This is a genomic window from Flavobacterium sediminilitoris (assembly GCF_023008245.1).
GTDB lineage: Bacteria > Bacteroidota > Bacteroidia > Flavobacteriales > Flavobacteriaceae > Flavobacterium > Flavobacterium sediminilitoris.
This window is the reverse complement of sequence record NZ_CP090145.1, coordinates 3,052,006-3,069,002: the sequence shown is the minus strand read 5'-3', so window position 1 is coordinate 3,069,002 and position 16,997 is coordinate 3,052,006. Positions and strand designations below refer to the sequence as shown.

Below are 16,997 nucleotides of genomic sequence, written 5' to 3'. Positions count from 1 at the left end.
TCATGAAAGCAAAATTTTTAATCATAATGTTAGTTTTATCTCAGTCATTGTGCTTTGCTCAGCAAGATTCTCAATATACTCAATATATGTACAATACTGTGAATATAAACCCTGCTTATGCTGGTTCAAGAGAAGCATTAAGCATATTCTTATTACATCGAAATCAATGGGTTGGTTTAGATGGTGCTCCTGTAACAAATGCGGCATCCATACAAACTCAAGTTGGCGACTCTAATTTTGGTGCTGGTTTATCATTTTTAAACGATAAAATAGGTCCGTCAAATGAGAATGCTATTTCAGCAGATTTAGCCTATCATATACAAATTTCAAATAATTATAAATTAGCCTTAGGTCTTAAAGGAACTGCAAACTTATTCAATTTAGATGTTAACAAACTAAACATCTACGATCAGAATGACCCTCAATTTCAAAACCTAAGCACAAAATTTTCTCCAAACATTGGAGCAGGATTGTTTTTATATTCTGAAAACACTTATATAGGTTTATCTGTACCTAATTTTTTTGAAACTAATCATTACAATGATAATGATATAGCCATTACCAAAGAGAGAATGCACTACTATTTCATAGCAGGACATGTTTTTGAATTTAACCCAAACTTTAAATTCAAACCCGCACTTCTAACAAAATTAGTACAAGGAGCTCCTTTACAAGTAGATGTTACCGCAAATTTTTTAATAAACGAAAAATTTACAATTGGAGCAGCATATAGATGGGATGCTGCTGTAAGCGGATTAGTCGGATTTCAAGTATCAAATTCAATATTTATAGGATATGGATATGATATGGAAACTACCAAATTATCGAATTATAATTCGGGTTCGCACGAAATATTTTTACGATTTGAAATATTTAATAATAATAGAATTAGTACTCCTAGATTCTTCTAAAACGATTAATTATGAAAGCAATATATTCAATTATATTAATAGGTATTTCTTGTATAAGTTTTTCGCAATCTTCTCAATTAGCTACTGCTGATAGAAAATATAATAAATACTCTTATGTAGATGCTATAGAAATTTATGAAAAAGTAGCAGAAAAAGGATATCAGTCACCCGAATTATTTAAAAAATTAGGAAACGCTTATTATTTCAATGGCGAGTTAGACAAAGCCGCAAAATGGTATAAAGACTTATTTGCAATGAATGAGGACGTTGATCCTGAATACTATTTCAGATATTCACAGGCTTTAAAAGCAATTGAAGATTATGATAATGCTAATAAATATCTAAGTTTATTCAATGAAAAAACAAATGATTCTAGAGGAAATGAATTTGCTAAAAACAAAGATTATTTAAAAAATATTGAAGCCATTTCTGGTAAATACACTATTGGAAAAACATCAATAAATTCTGAATTTTCCGACTATGGTCCATCTTATCTTGGGAATCAATTAGTCTTTGCTTCTGCTAGAAAAGAAGGCGCACTTTTTAATAAAATTCACGATTGGACAAAACAAAATTTTACAGATTTATATAGCGTTACTATTAACAGTGATAAATCATTATCTGAACCGCAAAATTTTTCAAAAAGTATAAATTCAAAATTCAATGAATCGTCACCAGTATTTACAAAAGATGGCAAAACAATGTATTTTACTCGGAATAACTATTTAGATGGTAAAAAAGGTAAAGACGATAACAAAAGTACTTTAGTTAAAATTTACAAAGCTAGTTTCATTGATAATGAATGGAAAAACATTACAGAACTTCCTTTCAATAATGATAATTATAGTACAGCTCATCCTACTTTAAGCACAGATAATAAAACCATGTACTTTGCTTCTGATATACCTGGAGGATTTGGAAATTCAGATATCTATAAAGTAAAAATAAACGATGATGGAACGTTTGGAACGCCTGAAAATTTAGGAAATACAATCAATACAGAAGGAAGAGAAACATTCCCTAACATCGCTTTTGATAATACATTATACTTTGCTTCTGATGGTCATTTAGGACTTGGTGGATTAGATGTTTTTGAGTCTAAGTTTAGTAATAACCAATTTCAAAAACCAGAAAATGTAGGAAAACCAATTAATAGTTCAATGGACGATTTCGGATTCATTGTCAATAAAGACAAATCTGGATTCTTTACATCAAATCGTGATGGAGGAAGTGGTTATGATGATATTTATTCCTTTACTATTTGTGCTCAAAAACTATATGGAATAGTTACTGATGTTGATACAAAAGAGATACTTCCCAATTCAAAAGTTATATTATTTGATTCTGATATGAAAAAAATAACAGAAATGACAACTGATGAAACTGGAAAATATACTTTTGAAATTGAGTGTAGTACAAAATATCATGTAAGAGCTTCTAAAGAAGAATATGAAACAACTGAAAAAACGTTTACATCTAAAAATGAAACAGGTGAAACTGAACTCAATTTAGAATTAAAACGCAACATATTCCCTATAAAAGAAGGAACTGATTTAGCTAAGATATTTGATATTAGTATCATTTATTTTGATCTAGACAAATGGAATATTAGACCTGATGCGGCTAAAGATTTACAAAAAATTCTTGAGGTAATGAAAAAACATCCAAAAATGGAAGTAGATATTCGCTCCCATACAGATAGTCGTCAAACTCATCGATATAACGAAATTCTATCTGATAGAAGAGCTAAATCAACATTAGAATATTTAGTTAAAAATGGCATTGAAAAATCTCGTTTAACTGCTAAAGGATATGGAGAAACACAATTAGTTAATAACTGTTCTGATGGTGTAAAATGCTCTGAAGCAGAACATCAAAAAAACAGACGAAGTGAATTTATTGTAACTAAAATGGAATAGTTTTCTTTAACTTCTACCCTTTTCCATTTTATAAAAAAGCCGTTTTAAAATTAATTTTAAAACGGCTTTTAATTTTTCAATAATTATACAATCTATTTTTTTATAAAAATATTTGTATAATACCTTTTGCCTTCAGAATTCATCCTTATAGAAACTCCAAAATGAGTATAATTTCCTTCTAAATTAGCTTTGTGTCCTTCACTAATTTTCCAGTTATTTAATACTGATTGCGGATTTAAATATCCATACGCAACATTCTCTCCTACTCTTGTTGCATTCAAAACTTGTTCTAAATTTAGTTTTCTTTGTTCAAACCCATCATGATTTGGAGTACCTGTACTTATCATATACTCATTATGTTCTTCAGATTTATACGAAATATGCTCAATAATATCTAAAGGATTTAATCCATTTTCAACTCGATAAGCATTTACTAAATCTAAAAGTTCTAATTCTACTGCATCATGCGAATAACTCTTAGGAGTCTCAATATTTGCAATATCCTCAATACTTTCAGTATCTGAAGAGCAAGAAATTAATAAAGAAAAACTGGCTAATAGGGCAAAAAGGATAGCTACTTGTTTTTTCAAAATGTTTGTTTAGTGTTTTATTCTAGGTTATTATTAAATAGGTTAAAATCATCGATTAAATGATTAAAATATTGACAAATTTACATTTAAATCTTTTATATGCAAATAAAACAGGTAAAATACATTAAATTTTAACATATAACATATAAAATTTATAATAAAAATAACAAAAAAATTACGATAAATTATTGCATTGAAACCTCGTAAAAAGAATAAAAAACGTATAAAAAGAAGTGCATGTTAAACTTAAAATAAGAGATTTAATATCATGCTACAATTTTATAACTATAGAAAATATAATTTTTTAGAAAAAAAATTACTATAAAAGTAATATTAAATTGATTTAATATTTCAGCTAAAACTATTTAAATTAAAAAGGCATTACTTTGGGAAAGTAATGCCATTTTACAAACAAATAAACAAACATGAAAATCTATATCTTTTAATTATTCTCTTTAGAAAGGATTCTAAATCGTAAAAATCAAATGAAATTAAATCAATGTTTAACAATACAAATGTACATAAAAATCGGTTACGAGCAAGTAAAATCGATAAAATACAGCAAATTTTAACATATTTTATCATTTTAAGACTTTACGGGGATAATCTATCAACATTCCAACAAGAATTTTCTGACAATTTATATCTAATTCTATCATGCAACCTATTCGGTCGTCCTTGCCAAAATTCAACTTCAACAGGTTTTACCAAAAATCCACCCCAAAATTCTGGTCTAGGAATTTCAATTTTACCCTCAAATTCTTTTTCTAATGATTTTAATTTATCTTCCAAAAATTGTCTGTTCGGAATTACTTCACTTTGATCTGAAACAATTGCACCAAGTTTACTTCCATCTGGTCGAGAAGCAAAATAATTATCCGAAATAATAGGTGACGTTTTTTCAGCAACTCCTTTTATAATAATTTGTCGTTCCATTGAATGCCAAAAAAAGGAAAGACAAATATTCGGATTAGATAAAATAGCTTTTCCTTTTTCAGAAGTATAGTTTGTGTAAAAAATAAATCCTTCCTCATTAAATTTCTTTAACAGCACTACTCTACTTTTAGGGAAACCATCTAACCCTATTGTAGCTACTGTCATAGCATTTACTTCGTCTACTCCTCCAAATTCTTCTACTTCGTGAAACCATCGATTAAAAAGGTTTATTGGATCTTCTGGAATGTTACTCTCCAGTAACTCACTCTTTTCGTATGATTTTCTATAATTTCCTAAATCTTTCATCTTATAAATTTTTAAGAGGATAAAGTTACGAACTTGATAGTATTCAACTTCATAAACAAATAATAAAATAATAATTCGTTTAGTGAAATTATTTCAAATACCAGTTTGAGTACTTTTTGTTCAAAACCGTTTTTAATCAAATCTTTCATATTCTAGATACGGTTTTCTATCGAAAATCACTCAAGCTGACAAAAAATTTCATTAAAAACTAATTGCGTTCAGTCTTTTTGTATTTGAAAAGTTTGTCTTAAATTTACGCTACTGCTCATAAGCGATACAAATATTGTACGCAATCGTAAAAGCAATGCTATAATGACAAAGGAAGAAACAGCAATCAAAGCAACATATTTTAGTATCATCGGGAATACCAGTTTAGCTATTATAAAAGGATTGGCAGGATTTTTCGGAAATTCCTATGCTTTAATTGCAGATGCAATTGAATCAACAACAGATATTTTTTCTTCTTTTTTAGTTTTGTTTGGTATAAAATATTCTAATAAACCTGCTGATGAAAATCATCCGTATGGACATGGAAGAGCAGAACCTTTAATTACGTTTCTTGTTGTAGGTTTTTTAATTACATCGGCAACCATAATTGCTTATGAAAGCATTCAAAATATTAGAACCTCACACGATTTACCAAAATCATGGACATTAATTGTACTAGGATTAATTATTATTTGGAAAGAATATTCTTTTCAAACTATAATGAAAAAAAGCATTCTTACAAACAGTTCTTCTTTAAAAGCAGATGCTTGGCATCATAGAAGTGATGCCATTACTTCTATTGCTGCTTTTATTGGAATATCTATTGCTTTATTTTTTGGGAAAGGGTATGAATCTGCCGACGATTGGGCTGCTCTTTTTGCTTCATTTTTTATCTTATATAACAGTTATTTAATTTTCAGACCTGCACTTGGAGAAATAATGGACGAACATTTATATGATGATTTAGTTGAAAATATTAGAGAAATATCAGTAAAAGTAGACGGAATCATTGGAACAGAAAAATGCTTTATAAGAAAATCTGGAATGAAATATCATGTTGATTTACATGCAATTGTTGATGCTAAAATTACTGTAAAAGAAGGACACGATTTAGCACATAAATTAAAAGACAGATTAAGAAGTGAAATATTAGAATTAGGACATGTTTTAATTCATATTGAACCAAATGAATAAAATCAACTCTTACTTTAGAAATTAAATTTAAAATTTCCGTGTATTCAATTTATAAAGCTACTACTGAAATTCAAACGTTTTTCCATCGTCGGCCAAAAGGACATCTTCAAAAATAGTTTGGGCTTCTTCTTTAAATAATTCAATATTACCATAACGAGTGGAATAATGTCCTATAACTAATTGTTTTACATTTGCTTTTTTAGCTATCGTTGCAGCTTGAATAGCTGTTGTATGCATTGTTTTTTCTGCTAAATGTGCTTCTGATTCTAAAAATGTGGATTCATGATATAATACATCTACACTGTTTATTATTGGAATAATTGTTTCATTGTATAGTGTATCACTACAAAAAGCGTAGCTTTTCTCTGCTTCTGGATCAAAAGTTAGGAGTTCATTTTGAATAATTTCTCCATTATCTAAAGTAATATTTCCACCTGATTTAATTTTTTGATAATAACAGGTTTCTATTTCATATTTTTCAACAGCTTCAATATTCAATTTACGCTGTGTATTTTTTTCTTTGAATAAATATCCGTTTGTATATACTCTATGTTTTAATGGAATTGTTTTTACAAATACTTTGTCATCTTCAAAAACAACTTCACTTTCTTTTGAATCTAATTCGTGAAAATATAAATTATATCCTGTAAATGAACCTGAGGCTTTTAATTGTAATAAAATAATTTCTTTAATTCCTTTTGGTCCATAAACATGTAAATCATTTACTCTATTAAGAAGCATAAAAGTTGATATTAACCCTACTAATCCATAAAAATGATCTCCATGTAAATGAGAAATGAAGATATGATTAATTCTCGCAAATTTAATTTTATGCTTGCGAAGTTGTACTTGAGTTCCTTCTCCACAATCAATTAAAAACATTTGATTTTTAATTTCTAATACTTGCGATGTTGGATTAGTTATTGTTCTTGGAGTTGCTGCATAACAGCCTAATATGGTTAATTTCATTTTTTATATATTCAGAGTCAATATTTTGCTAACAATAACTAAATATTGATAACTGCTCAAAATTTAGATTTAAAACCCTAAATCGCGTTCTATTTCTTCCATTTCAATAATATCTTGTGCTTCTAAAATAGATGGAACCACTGTTAAATAATCTGGAACATCATTAAAATCAATATGACTCGTAACGATTACTAATGATTTTTTTGCCTTATTATGATTTTTTGCTAAACTTTTAAAGTTTATTAAATCATTTATAACAATATTTTTATCTTTTGAAATGTCTAAAATTAAGTTTTGTTCTTTAAATGTAGCATATTGATTTGTTACATTTTCAATAAAGGTTATTACATTACCTCCTGTTTCCTTAATTATAGTTGTGTGTCCTTTTTTATCTACTTTCATGTAAAAACATTAAATTGAAACTTTAAAAATTTTATTTTCGGTTTTTAAATTTAAAAAAATAAGATAGATTTCCAAAATTTGAAATAAAAAAAGAAGTCTATACTTCTCTTTTTTTATTATTGTTTAATCTTGCTTGCTAATAAATAAATAACTGCCATTCTAACTGCTACTCCATTCTCTACTTGGTTTAAAATTACTGATTGCTGAGAATCGGCAACATCTGATGTAATTTCAACACCTCTATTAATAGGTCCTGGGTGCATAATTACTACTTCTTTATCTAAAGAATCTAGCAATTCTTTGGTTACACCATATTGTTGAGCATATTCCCTTGTTGAAGGAAAATAATTCACATCCAATCGTTCGTTTTGAACACGAAGCATATTGGCAACATCTGCCCATTCTAGTGCTTTACGAAGATTAGGTTCTACCTTAACTCCTAATGATTCTATATATTTAGGTATTAATGTTTTGGGACCACAAACTTTAACTTCTGCTCCTTGCATTTGCAATGCAAATATGTTTGACAATGCAACTCTTGAATGCAAAACATCTCCTACAATAACCACTTTTTTCCCTTCAACATTTCCTAATTTTTCACGAATTGTGAAACTATCTAACAATGCTTGAGTAGGATGCTCATGCGCTCCATCACCTGCATTTACAATACTTGCATTTACATTTTGAGATAAAAAATGAGCAGCTCCAGGACTACTATGACGCATTACTACCATGTCTACTTTCATAGATAAAATATTATTTACCGTATCTATTAATGTTTCTCCTTTTTTAACAGAAGATTGAGCCGCTGAAAAGCTCATTACATCGGCTGATAATCTTTTTTGAGCTAACTCAAATGATAATTTGGTACGTGTACTATTTTCAAAAAAAATATTGGCAATCGTTACATCTCGTAGTGAAGGGACTTTTTTTATGGGTCTATTAATTACTTCTTTAAAATGATCGGCAGTTTCAAAAATTAAATCAATATCATTTTTAGTAATGTATTTTATTCCGATTAAATGATTTACAGATAACTCTTTCATTTATATAGCTGTGTTGCGCGTTGTTGTTTTATTTTTCATTAGTAATTAGGTAAACAGCGTCTTCTCCATCATTATCTTTCCATTTTACCACTACTTTCTCGTTATTAATAGCATCTACTTGTCTTCCTCTATAATCAGGTTGAATAGGTAAATGACGACTAAATCTTCTATCAATCAATGTTAATAATTCTATTTCAGAAGGTCTTCCAAATGACTGAATTGCAGTAAGTGCAGATCGAATACTTCTTCCTGTGTACAATACATCATCAATAAAAACTACTTTTTTATCTTCAACAATAAAATTAATTTCTGTTTTGTTTGCCTCAAGTGTTTTTTCTCCTCTTCTAAAGTCATCTCTAAAAAAAGTAATGTCTAAAAATCCGAGTTTTACTTCTTTTATTTGATAATCTTCTTTTAAAATACTTGCTAATCGTTCTGCTAGATATTTTCCTCTTGGTTGAATCCCAATTAATATTGTATCTGTAAAATCTAAGTGATTTTCAATTAATTGACAGGCCAAACGATGTAGAATAATATTAACTTCTTTAGCATTGAGTAATACTTTTTGACTCATAAAGTAGTGTATTGTGTTTGGTGGGTAAATTTACAATATTTTTTATTAAATTTAGTAGATTTAATTTGTATTTACACTACTTTTGAAAGTAAACAATCTTAAATAAATTCTTCTTATGTCAAACATAGCATTAATTATAGAAGAAAGAGCGGCTAATATTGGTAATTTTTTAGTAGGGCGATTACTTCCGTTTAGAGAAAAAAGAACAGTTGGCCCTTTTGTTTTTATCGATCACATGGGACCTGCATATTTAAAAGATTATCAAAATCTAGATGTTCCTCCTCATCCCCATATTGGATTATCTACTTTAACGTATCTATTTGAAGGCAGTATTATGCATCGTGATAGTTTAGGTACTGAAATTGAGATTCAACCTGGTGCTGTAAACTGGATGACTGCTGGGAAAGGAATTACGCATTCTGAACGAACTCCTGAATATTTACGTCAATCTGAAAAAGTATTACATGGATTACAAATATGGGTTGCATTACCAAAAGAATTAGAAGATATTGACCCTTCATTTACTCATATTGAAAAGGATGATTTGCCCCAATGGACAGAAAATAATGTACATTTCAAATTGATTGCAGGAGAAGCATTTGGTAAAAAATCACCTGTTCCTGTTTACAGTAAAATGTACTTTATTGAAATTAAGAATTTTGCTAAAGCTAAAATAAATATTGGACAGCATTTATTTGGAGAAAGTGCTCTATATATTTTAGAAGGTTCTATTATTAATGGAGAACATGAATATGAAAAAAAACAAATTTTAATTGCTAAAGAGAGCTCGTTATGTGAATTTGAAATGACTGAAAATACCACTATATATATCTTTGGAGGAGAAATTTTTCCTGAAAATCGTTTTATAGAGTGGAATTTTGTTTCATCAGATAAAAATAAAATTGAAGAAGCAAAAATGAATTGGGAAAAACAACTATTCCCAAAAGTCCCAAATGAAACCGAATTTGTACCACTTCCTCCAAAAGTCAAATTTTAAAACTTATATTTTTATGACAATAGAACAAATTAACAACGAAAGTAAAGGTTTTTTTAAAGCAATAGAAGATGATAAAGAAGCGGGAAGAATGACTTATAGTTGGGCAGGTTCAACTAAACTTATAATAGATCATACCGAAGTAAACTCGGCATTTAATGGAAAAGGAGTTGGAAAACAAATGGTAATGGCTGCTATAGATTTTGCAAGAGAAAATAATTTAAAAATTTTACCACTTTGTCCGTTTACAAAAAGTGTTTTTGATAAAAATAAAGATTTACATGATGTTTTATTTTAAATTTTAACTAACAATATATTAAGTAACTTTATAGTATATAATTAATCCTCTTAGATTATGGAAACTAAAGAGTATAGCAATGGAGAGGTTACAATTATTTGGCAACCTAAAAAATGTATTCATTCAGGAATTTGTGTAAAAACACTTCCAAAAGTGTATAACCCAAAAGAAAAACCCTGGATAAAACCAGAAAATACTAATTCTGAAGAGTTAATTAATCAAGTTGCAAAATGTCCTTCTGGAGCATTGAGCATTAAAAAATAAAAACTATAAACATAAAAAAATCCCAACTTTCATTGGGATTTTTTCTTTTATGAATACATTTCTTTTCGTTGTTCTTTAATTTTTGGATCATCAAGATATTCATCAAATGTCATGTATCTATCGATAACTCCTTTTGGTGTAATTTCTAAAACTCTATTAGCAACTGTTTGAGCAAACTCATGATCATGAGTTGTAAACAATACAGAACCTTTAAAGTTTTTCAATGAATTATTAAATGCTGTAATAGATTCAAGATCCAAGTGATTTGTTGGTTCATCTAACATTAAAACATTTGCTCTCATCATCATCATTCTTGACAACATACAACGTACTTTTTCTCCTCCAGATAATACATTACATTTTTTCAATGCTTCTTCTCCTGAAAAAATCATTTTACCTAAGAAACCACGTACATATACTTCGTCTCTTTCTTCTTCTGTTTTAGCCCATTGACGTAACCAATCTACAAGATTTAAATCTGATTTAAAGAAATCATGATTTTCAGCAGGTAAATAAGATTGAGATGTTGTAATTCCCCAATCAAAAGTACCAGAATCTGCTTTCAAATTTCCATTTAAAATTTCATAGAAAGCTGTTGTTGCACGAGAATCTTTAGAGAAAACAACTACTTTATCTCCTTTAGCCATGTTTAAATCTACGTTTTTAAACAATATTTCTCCTTCAATAGAAGCACTCAATCCTTGTACATTTAAAATTTGGTCTCCTGCTTCACGTTCTGTATCAAAAATAATAGCTGGATATCTTCTACTTGATGGTTTAATTTCATCAAGATTTAATTTTTCAATCATTTTTTTACGTGATGTTGCTTGTTTAGATTTGGCAACATTGGCACTAAAACGACGTATAAACTCTTCTAATTCAGCTTTTTTCTCTTCAGCCTTTTTATTTTGTTGTGCTTTTTGTTTTGCCGCTAACTGACTTGATTCGTACCAAAATGTATAATTTCCTGAGAAATGATTGATTTTTCCAAAGTCGATATCGGAAACATGAGTACAAACCGCATCTAAAAAGTGACGATCATGCGATACTACTAAAACTGTATTTTCATAGTTAGCTAAGAAATTTTCTAACCATCCAATAGTTTCAAAATCCAAGTCATTCGTAGGTTCATCCATGATTAATACATCTGGATTACCAAAAAGAGCTTGTGCTAATAACACACGAACTTTTAACTTCCCTTCTAATTCACCCATTAAAGTATAATGATAATCAGAAGAAATACCTAAATTTGATAACATGGCTCCTGCATCTGAATCAGCATTCCATCCATTCATTTCATCAAATTGAAGTTGTAACTCTCCTATTCTATCTGCGTTTTCATCTGTATAATCTAAATATAAAGCATCCATTTCTGCTTTAATAGTATGTAACACTTTATTACCCATTAAAACTGTTTCTAAAACCGTATGTTCATCAAACATATTGTGATTTTGGTTTAAAACCGACATACGTTTACCTGGTTCAAGAATAACTCTACCTGAAGTAGGATCAAATTCTCCTGCTAAAATTTTTAAAAAAGTAGATTTTCCAGCACCGTTAGCACCTATGATTCCGTAACAATTACCTTGTGTGAAGGTTACATTTACTTCATCAAATAAAATACGTTTACCAAACTGAACTGATAAATTTGAAACTGTTAACATTATATATGAGTTTTTATAAAATTGTTGCAAAAGTAGAAAAAATTATGCAGTTTTGCTCTTATATATGCAAGAACTTAATTATAAGTTTATTTTAACGCATCCTTAACAAGACCTTTAACATCTAAAAATTACTTTTGTTCCTGTAATTAAATAATTTAGTGAATGCTTAAGAATTACATTAAATACTTTTTGCCCTTATCTATCATTGCTTTAACCTCATTAACATCTTGTAAGAAAACGTTTGATTCTAACAATTTTGTGGCTTACTTTGGTGGTGAAATTATAAATCCTCAAAATAATTATGTGTTATTTTTTAAGGATGATGCTTTATTAGATACTATTTATTTAGATGAAAACAATCGTTTTTTTCACAAATTTGATTCTTTAGCTCCTGGTTTATACACTTTTAGACACAATCCGGAATATCAATATATCTATTTTGATAAAAATGATAGTTTAATGATTCGTTTAAATTCATTAGACTTTGATAACTCATTAGCATTTTGTGGAAGAGGAGACGAAAAAAATAATTTTTTAATTGATTTATTCCTTAAAAATGAAGAAAACAGATCTAATCTTTATGATATTTTAAATGAAGATTTAGATACTTATTCAAAATCTATAGATTCTAGTTATAATATTAGAAAAGCATATTATTTAAAAAAGAAATCAGAAATTAACTGGAATGAGCATTTTGATGCTGTTGCTAAAGCTAGTGTAGATTTTGAATATTACTATAAAAAGGAATTATATCCTTATGCACATGAATATAAAACAGGAGAAAATATTTGTCCAAAACTACCAAAAGATTATTATAGCTACCGAAAATCATTAAACTTAAATAATCCAGAATTAGGTAGTTATTCCCCATTCATAAAGTATGTTACAACATTATTAAATAATATGACTTATGAAAAAGGAAAATGTAAACAAGATGGTAAATCACTTGAAAACAATGTTACTAAATTAAATATCGCTGATACTTTAATTAAAAATCAGAATATTAAAAACATTGTCCTTAATAATATTGCTTATATGTATTTGTTAGAAGATCAAAACATGTATAACAATAAAAAATTTATAGATCGATATATTGAACTTTCTTCAGATGAAGAACAACATAGAGAAGTAATTCAAATATATAATGCTGCACAAAATTTAAAAGTAGGAAATGTACTTCCAAAAGTTTCTATGATGGATAGAAATTCTAAAGATATAACCCTAAATGAAGTGATTAATAATAAAGAAACGGTTATCTTCTTTTGGACAACTCGTGCTGAATCACATATAAAATTGGCACATGAAAAAGTTGTTTTATTGCAGAAAAAATATCCAAATATCAATTTTATTGCTATAAATATCAATGATACTAAAGAAAACTGGTTAAAAACACTTGACAAATACAATCTAAATAATATTCCAGAATTAAAAGCTACAAACTTTGAAGAAATAAAAAAGAGTTGGGTAATTACTAAAATTCATAGAACAATTATCCTTAATGCTGACGGAACAATAAAGAATGCTTTTTCTAATATATTCGATGCTAATTTTGAAAAAAACTTATAAGTAAGTTTCCATAATTTTTATAGTAAAAAAGCGATTTTCAATTTAATGAAAATCGCTTTTTTAATTTTTTATACAAAGAAATAATTCTTATTTATTCCCCTTTTCAAAGTCAGCAATAAACTGAGCTAAACCAATATCAGTTAAAGGGTGTTTTAATAATCCTAAAATTGAAGATAAAGGTCCTGTCATTACATCTGCACCAATTTTAGCACAATTAACAACATGCATCGTATGACGAACAGATGCAGCTAAAATTTGTGTTTCAAAAGCATAGTTATCATATATTAAACGAATTTCATCAATTAAGTTTAAACCATCTGTTGAAACATCGTCTAATCTTCCTAAAAATGGCGAACAATATGTTGCACCTGCTTTTGCTGCTAATAATGCTTGTCCTGCTGAAAATATTAAAGTAACATTTGTTTTAATTCCTCTATCTGAAAAATATTTACAAGCTTTAATACCGTCTTTTGTCATAGGTATTTTTACAACAATTTGTTCATGTAATTCAGCTAATTCTTCACCTTCTTTAATCATTCCATCATAATCCACTGCATTTACTTCAGCACTTACATCACCATCAACAATATTACAGATATCTACATAATGTTTTAAAATATTATTTTTCCCTGTAATTCCTTCTTTTGCCATTAATGAAGGATTTGTAGTAACGCCATCAAGAACACCAAGTGCTTGAGCTTCTTTAATTTGTTCTAGATTTGCCGTGTCAATAAAAAATTTCATACGTTTTGATTTTATTAAAATTTTGTTGTGTTGTTTTAAAAATGCAAAATTACTAATTTAAATAGCAATAACAATCTTCTATTTTAAGATTTACAACTTATAATGATTCATTAATAATTTTTCATAGATAGTATCTGGAAGAACACGTTTTAAAACAATTGAGAACTTCTGCATAAAAGCACCTACTTTATAATGAATTTTTGGGTTTGAAGTATTAATAACTTTATAAATAGCTTCTGCCATTTCATTTGGATTACTACCTGAATCAACATGACTATCCATCATATCTAATGTGTTTCCGTATGTTTTTTCATAAGCAGAACCCTTTATTACAGGAGCATGATATCTTCCTGCAGCAATATTTGTTGCAAAATCTCCAGGAGCCACATTAGTAATATGTATACCAAATGATTTTACTTCCATATTCATCGCTTCTGTTATCAACTCTAAGGCTCCTTTAGAAGCAGAATAAACACTTCTAAAAGGCAATCCCATATAACCCGCTATAGACGTTATATTTATAATTAATCCGCTTTTTTGTAAACGCATTTGAGGCAGAACAGCTTTCATTACTTCAATAGGTCCAAATAAATTAGTTTCAAAATTATTTTTTATCTCTTCTGTTGGAATCTCTTCTAAAGGTCCTGTTATACCAACTCCTGCATTATTAATAACCACATCTATTCTTCCTGCCTTTGTTATAACTTCTTTAATTGCATTTTTTACACTTTCAACATTTCTTACATCTAATGCTACTAACTCGATTCTTGAATTTATTATATTCTTTGGATTCCTACTTGTTCCATACACTGTAAAACCTTTATCTAATAAATATTCTCCAATAGCTTTACCAATACCTGATGAAGCTCCTGTAATAAAAACAACTTTACTCATTATAATTCTTTGATTTTGTGATGCGAAGTTAAGCAACTTTTGGGTATAAAAAAATCCCCATAAAAGGAGATTGAAGATTTAAAAAAAAATGGCAAGCGACCTACATCGCACCGCTACAACCGCTTACCCTTGCTGCGTTCCCACCCTGGGGGAGTCTGCAGGAGCTGGTCGTGTAGGACTTGCCAGTGCAAATATACAAACATTTTATATTTTTGCAAGTGCAATTGCAATTTTAAAAATTCATTGTATATTGTACTTATAAAAAAATGTAACCATGAGAAACCTTAAGCTATTCGCTTTCATACTTTTAAGCATATCAATTATATCATGTGATGACGAAAAAAAAGATTTAAAAAGTTTTTTTTCTATTGATACTTCAGCATTAAAACAGGTATATGAGCTAAATGAAGGTGTAAATTTGTCTTTAAAGAACGATAAAAACAAAACTATTGATTCAATTATTTATTACATCAATGATAAAAACATTGGATCTGTTAAAGGAAATACTCCATTACAATTTTCATTAGAAAACCAAAAATTAGGATATCAAAAAGTTAAAGCTTTAATTTATTTTGAAGGGAACAATGTAGATGTTGCTGCAAATTTTACTGTTGCTTCAAATGTTGAGCCTAAATTATTAAAATATAAAATAATAAACACATATCCTCACGATATAAAAGCTTACACACAAGGTTTAGAATTTCACAGAGATACTTTATATGAAGGTACAGGAAATGGTGAAGGAAAAGGAACTGGTAGGAGAGGAATTTCAAGCTTAAGAAAAACAGATTATAAAACAGGTAAAGTATACAAAACCGTAGAACTCGCTCCGAAATATTTTGGTGAAGGAATAACCATTTTAAATAATAAAGTATATCAGTTAACATGGCTAAACAATGAAGGCTATATATATAATGCTGATACTTTTGAGAAAATTAAAACTTTTACCTACTTTAAAAAAATGCAAGGTTGGGGTTTAGCAAATGATGGAGAAAAATTATACATGAGTGAAGGAACTGAAAAAATTTACATATTAGACCCTGAAACATTAAAAGAAATTGACTATATAAATGTTTATACTAAGCATGCTAAAATAGAAGCTTTAAACGAATTAGAATGGATTGATGGTAAAATATGGGCAAATGTATATGGAAGAGATGCTATTGCAGTTATTGATCCTAAACACGGTGCTGTTGAAGGAATTATCAATTTAAGCGATTTAAAATCGAAAATTACACAACATCCAGATGTAGATGTATTAAATGGTATTGCCTATAACCCTAAAACAAAAACAGTATTGATTACAGGAAAAAACTGGGATAAAACATTTGAAATTGTTTTAGAAGAGTAATTTATTATGAAATTAATATTCATTTTATTTTTATTTACATTCTTTAAAATAGCTCATAATTCTTTTCAAGAAATAACAATTGAAGGTAAAATAATGACCTATGATAACAAACCTGTTGTTTTACAAAAAATAAAATGTGAACCAACAAACAAAATTTACTATACAGATAAAAATGGAGAATTTAATTTCATAACACATTTAGGAGAAAATTAATTATAAAAAGAAAAGGGTATAAAACTAAAAAAGTAACGGTTCTAGAAAAAAAATTCAACATCGTTATCTATAAAAACAAACAAAAAGATACAGTAATAATTACTAAATGTTTCCCAATAAAATAAATATTACTGTTCCTTGCTATAAAAATGAGTATTGTAGAAAAAAGTTTAA

The 16,997-nt window shown here is 28.3% G+C and carries 18 protein-coding genes and 1 other RNA gene; 9 read left to right on the top strand and 10 right to left on the bottom strand.

Annotation, left to right across the window (positions count from 1 at the left end; translation table 11 throughout):
* The first annotated feature begins 2 nt into the window (after positions 1–2).
* Together LXD69_RS14075 and LXD69_RS14070 are read left to right on the top strand one after the other, a co-directional pair.
* The gene (locus tag LXD69_RS14075) at positions 3–911 is read left to right on the top strand and encodes a PorP/SprF family type IX secretion system membrane protein (protein WP_246915869.1); all 909 of its coding nucleotides are present in this window, start codon (positions 3–5) and stop codon (positions 909–911) included.
* Between the two features lie 11 nt (positions 912–922).
* Positions 923–2,830, top strand: coding sequence for an OmpA family protein (locus LXD69_RS14070; protein WP_246915868.1), 1,908 nt, complete (start codon positions 923–925; stop codon positions 2,828–2,830).
* 92 nt (positions 2,831–2,922) lie between these two features.
* Here the strand turns inward: LXD69_RS14070 and LXD69_RS14065 are convergent, their stop codons facing one another.
* Complete coding sequence (locus LXD69_RS14065) at positions 2,923–3,420, bottom strand: CAP domain-containing protein (protein WP_045971207.1); 498 nt, start codon at positions 3,418–3,420, stop codon at positions 2,923–2,925.
* Positions 3,421–4,014: 594 nt separating this feature from the next.
* Positions 4,015–4,662 (bottom strand): pyridoxamine 5'-phosphate oxidase, encoded by a 648-nt coding sequence (gene pdxH, locus LXD69_RS14060; RefSeq protein WP_045971209.1) that lies wholly within the window; start codon positions 4,660–4,662, stop codon positions 4,015–4,017.
* Between the two features lie 312 nt (positions 4,663–4,974).
* Between pdxH and LXD69_RS14055 the strand changes: the two genes are divergently transcribed.
* A complete protein-coding gene (locus LXD69_RS14055) occupies positions 4,975–5,844 on the top strand; it encodes a cation diffusion facilitator family transporter (protein ID WP_246915867.1) in 870 nt (289 codons plus the stop codon).
* Positions 5,845–5,904: 60 nt separating this feature from the next.
* On the opposite strand, the gene LXD69_RS14050 is transcribed toward LXD69_RS14055, so the two are convergent.
* The 4 genes from LXD69_RS14050 to pyrR form a co-directional block, all read right to left on the bottom strand.
* Positions 5,905–6,813, bottom strand: coding sequence for a ribonuclease Z (locus LXD69_RS14050; protein WP_246915866.1), 909 nt, complete (start codon positions 6,811–6,813; stop codon positions 5,905–5,907).
* 69 nt (positions 6,814–6,882) lie between these two features.
* Entirely contained in the window at positions 6,883–7,215 is a 333-nt protein-coding gene (locus LXD69_RS14045) for a hypothetical protein (protein WP_045971215.1), read from the bottom strand.
* Between the two features lie 116 nt (positions 7,216–7,331).
* A complete protein-coding gene (locus LXD69_RS14040) occupies positions 7,332–8,261 on the bottom strand; it encodes an aspartate carbamoyltransferase catalytic subunit (RefSeq protein WP_246915865.1) in 930 nt (309 codons plus the stop codon).
* 28 nt (positions 8,262–8,289) lie between these two features.
* The gene (pyrR, locus tag LXD69_RS14035) at positions 8,290–8,835 is read right to left on the bottom strand and encodes a bifunctional pyr operon transcriptional regulator/uracil phosphoribosyltransferase PyrR (RefSeq protein ID WP_045971219.1); all 546 of its coding nucleotides are present in this window, start codon (positions 8,833–8,835) and stop codon (positions 8,290–8,292) included.
* A 115-nt stretch (positions 8,836–8,950) separates the two neighbouring features.
* On the opposite strand from pyrR, the gene LXD69_RS14030 reads away from it, so the two are divergent.
* Genes LXD69_RS14030 through LXD69_RS14020 form a run of 3 tightly spaced genes read left to right on the top strand, consistent with a single transcriptional unit; the run spans position 8,951 to position 10,391 of the window.
* On the top strand, positions 8,951–9,832 hold the full coding sequence (locus LXD69_RS14030) for a pirin family protein (RefSeq protein ID WP_246915864.1): 882 nt from the start codon (positions 8,951–8,953) through the stop codon (positions 9,830–9,832).
* Between the two features lie 13 nt (positions 9,833–9,845).
* Positions 9,846–10,127: a GNAT family N-acetyltransferase gene (locus LXD69_RS14025; protein WP_246915863.1), complete on the top strand. Its 282-nt coding sequence runs from the start codon at positions 9,846–9,848 to the stop codon at positions 10,125–10,127.
* Between the two features lie 57 nt (positions 10,128–10,184).
* Positions 10,185–10,391, top strand: coding sequence for a (4Fe-4S)-binding protein (locus LXD69_RS14020; RefSeq protein ID WP_045971227.1), 207 nt, complete (start codon positions 10,185–10,187; stop codon positions 10,389–10,391).
* A gap of 47 nt (positions 10,392–10,438) precedes the next feature.
* Here LXD69_RS14020 and LXD69_RS14015 read toward each other — a convergent pair whose 3' ends face one another.
* A complete protein-coding gene (locus tag LXD69_RS14015; RefSeq protein WP_045971229.1) occupies positions 10,439–12,055 on the bottom strand; it encodes an ABC-F family ATP-binding cassette domain-containing protein in 1,617 nt (538 codons plus the stop codon).
* Between the two features lie 162 nt (positions 12,056–12,217).
* On the opposite strand from LXD69_RS14015, the gene LXD69_RS14010 reads away from it, so the two are divergent.
* On the top strand, positions 12,218–13,621 hold the full coding sequence (locus LXD69_RS14010) for a thioredoxin-like domain-containing protein (protein WP_045971231.1): 1,404 nt from the start codon (positions 12,218–12,220) through the stop codon (positions 13,619–13,621).
* A gap of 87 nt (positions 13,622–13,708) precedes the next feature.
* On the opposite strand, the gene fsa is transcribed toward LXD69_RS14010, so the two are convergent.
* The 3 genes from fsa to ffs form a co-directional block, all read right to left on the bottom strand.
* Positions 13,709–14,365, bottom strand: a complete 657-nt coding sequence (gene fsa / locus LXD69_RS14005) for a fructose-6-phosphate aldolase (RefSeq protein WP_045971233.1) — start codon at positions 14,363–14,365, stop codon at positions 13,709–13,711.
* A 90-nt stretch (positions 14,366–14,455) separates the two neighbouring features.
* Complete coding sequence (locus LXD69_RS14000; RefSeq protein WP_246915862.1) at positions 14,456–15,259, bottom strand: SDR family oxidoreductase; 804 nt, start codon at positions 15,257–15,259, stop codon at positions 14,456–14,458.
* An 86-nt stretch (positions 15,260–15,345) separates the two neighbouring features.
* Positions 15,346–15,444: signal recognition particle sRNA small type (gene ffs / locus LXD69_RS13995), an RNA gene on the bottom strand.
* Between the two features lie 89 nt (positions 15,445–15,533).
* Between ffs and LXD69_RS13990 the strand changes: the two genes are divergently transcribed.
* Complete coding sequence (locus tag LXD69_RS13990; RefSeq protein WP_246915861.1) at positions 15,534–16,610, top strand: glutaminyl-peptide cyclotransferase; 1,077 nt, start codon at positions 15,534–15,536, stop codon at positions 16,608–16,610.
* 6 nt (positions 16,611–16,616) lie between these two features.
* Positions 16,617–16,823, top strand: coding sequence for a hypothetical protein (locus tag LXD69_RS13985; RefSeq protein ID WP_246915860.1), 207 nt, complete (start codon positions 16,617–16,619; stop codon positions 16,821–16,823).
* The last annotated feature ends 174 nt before the right edge of the window (positions 16,824–16,997 follow it).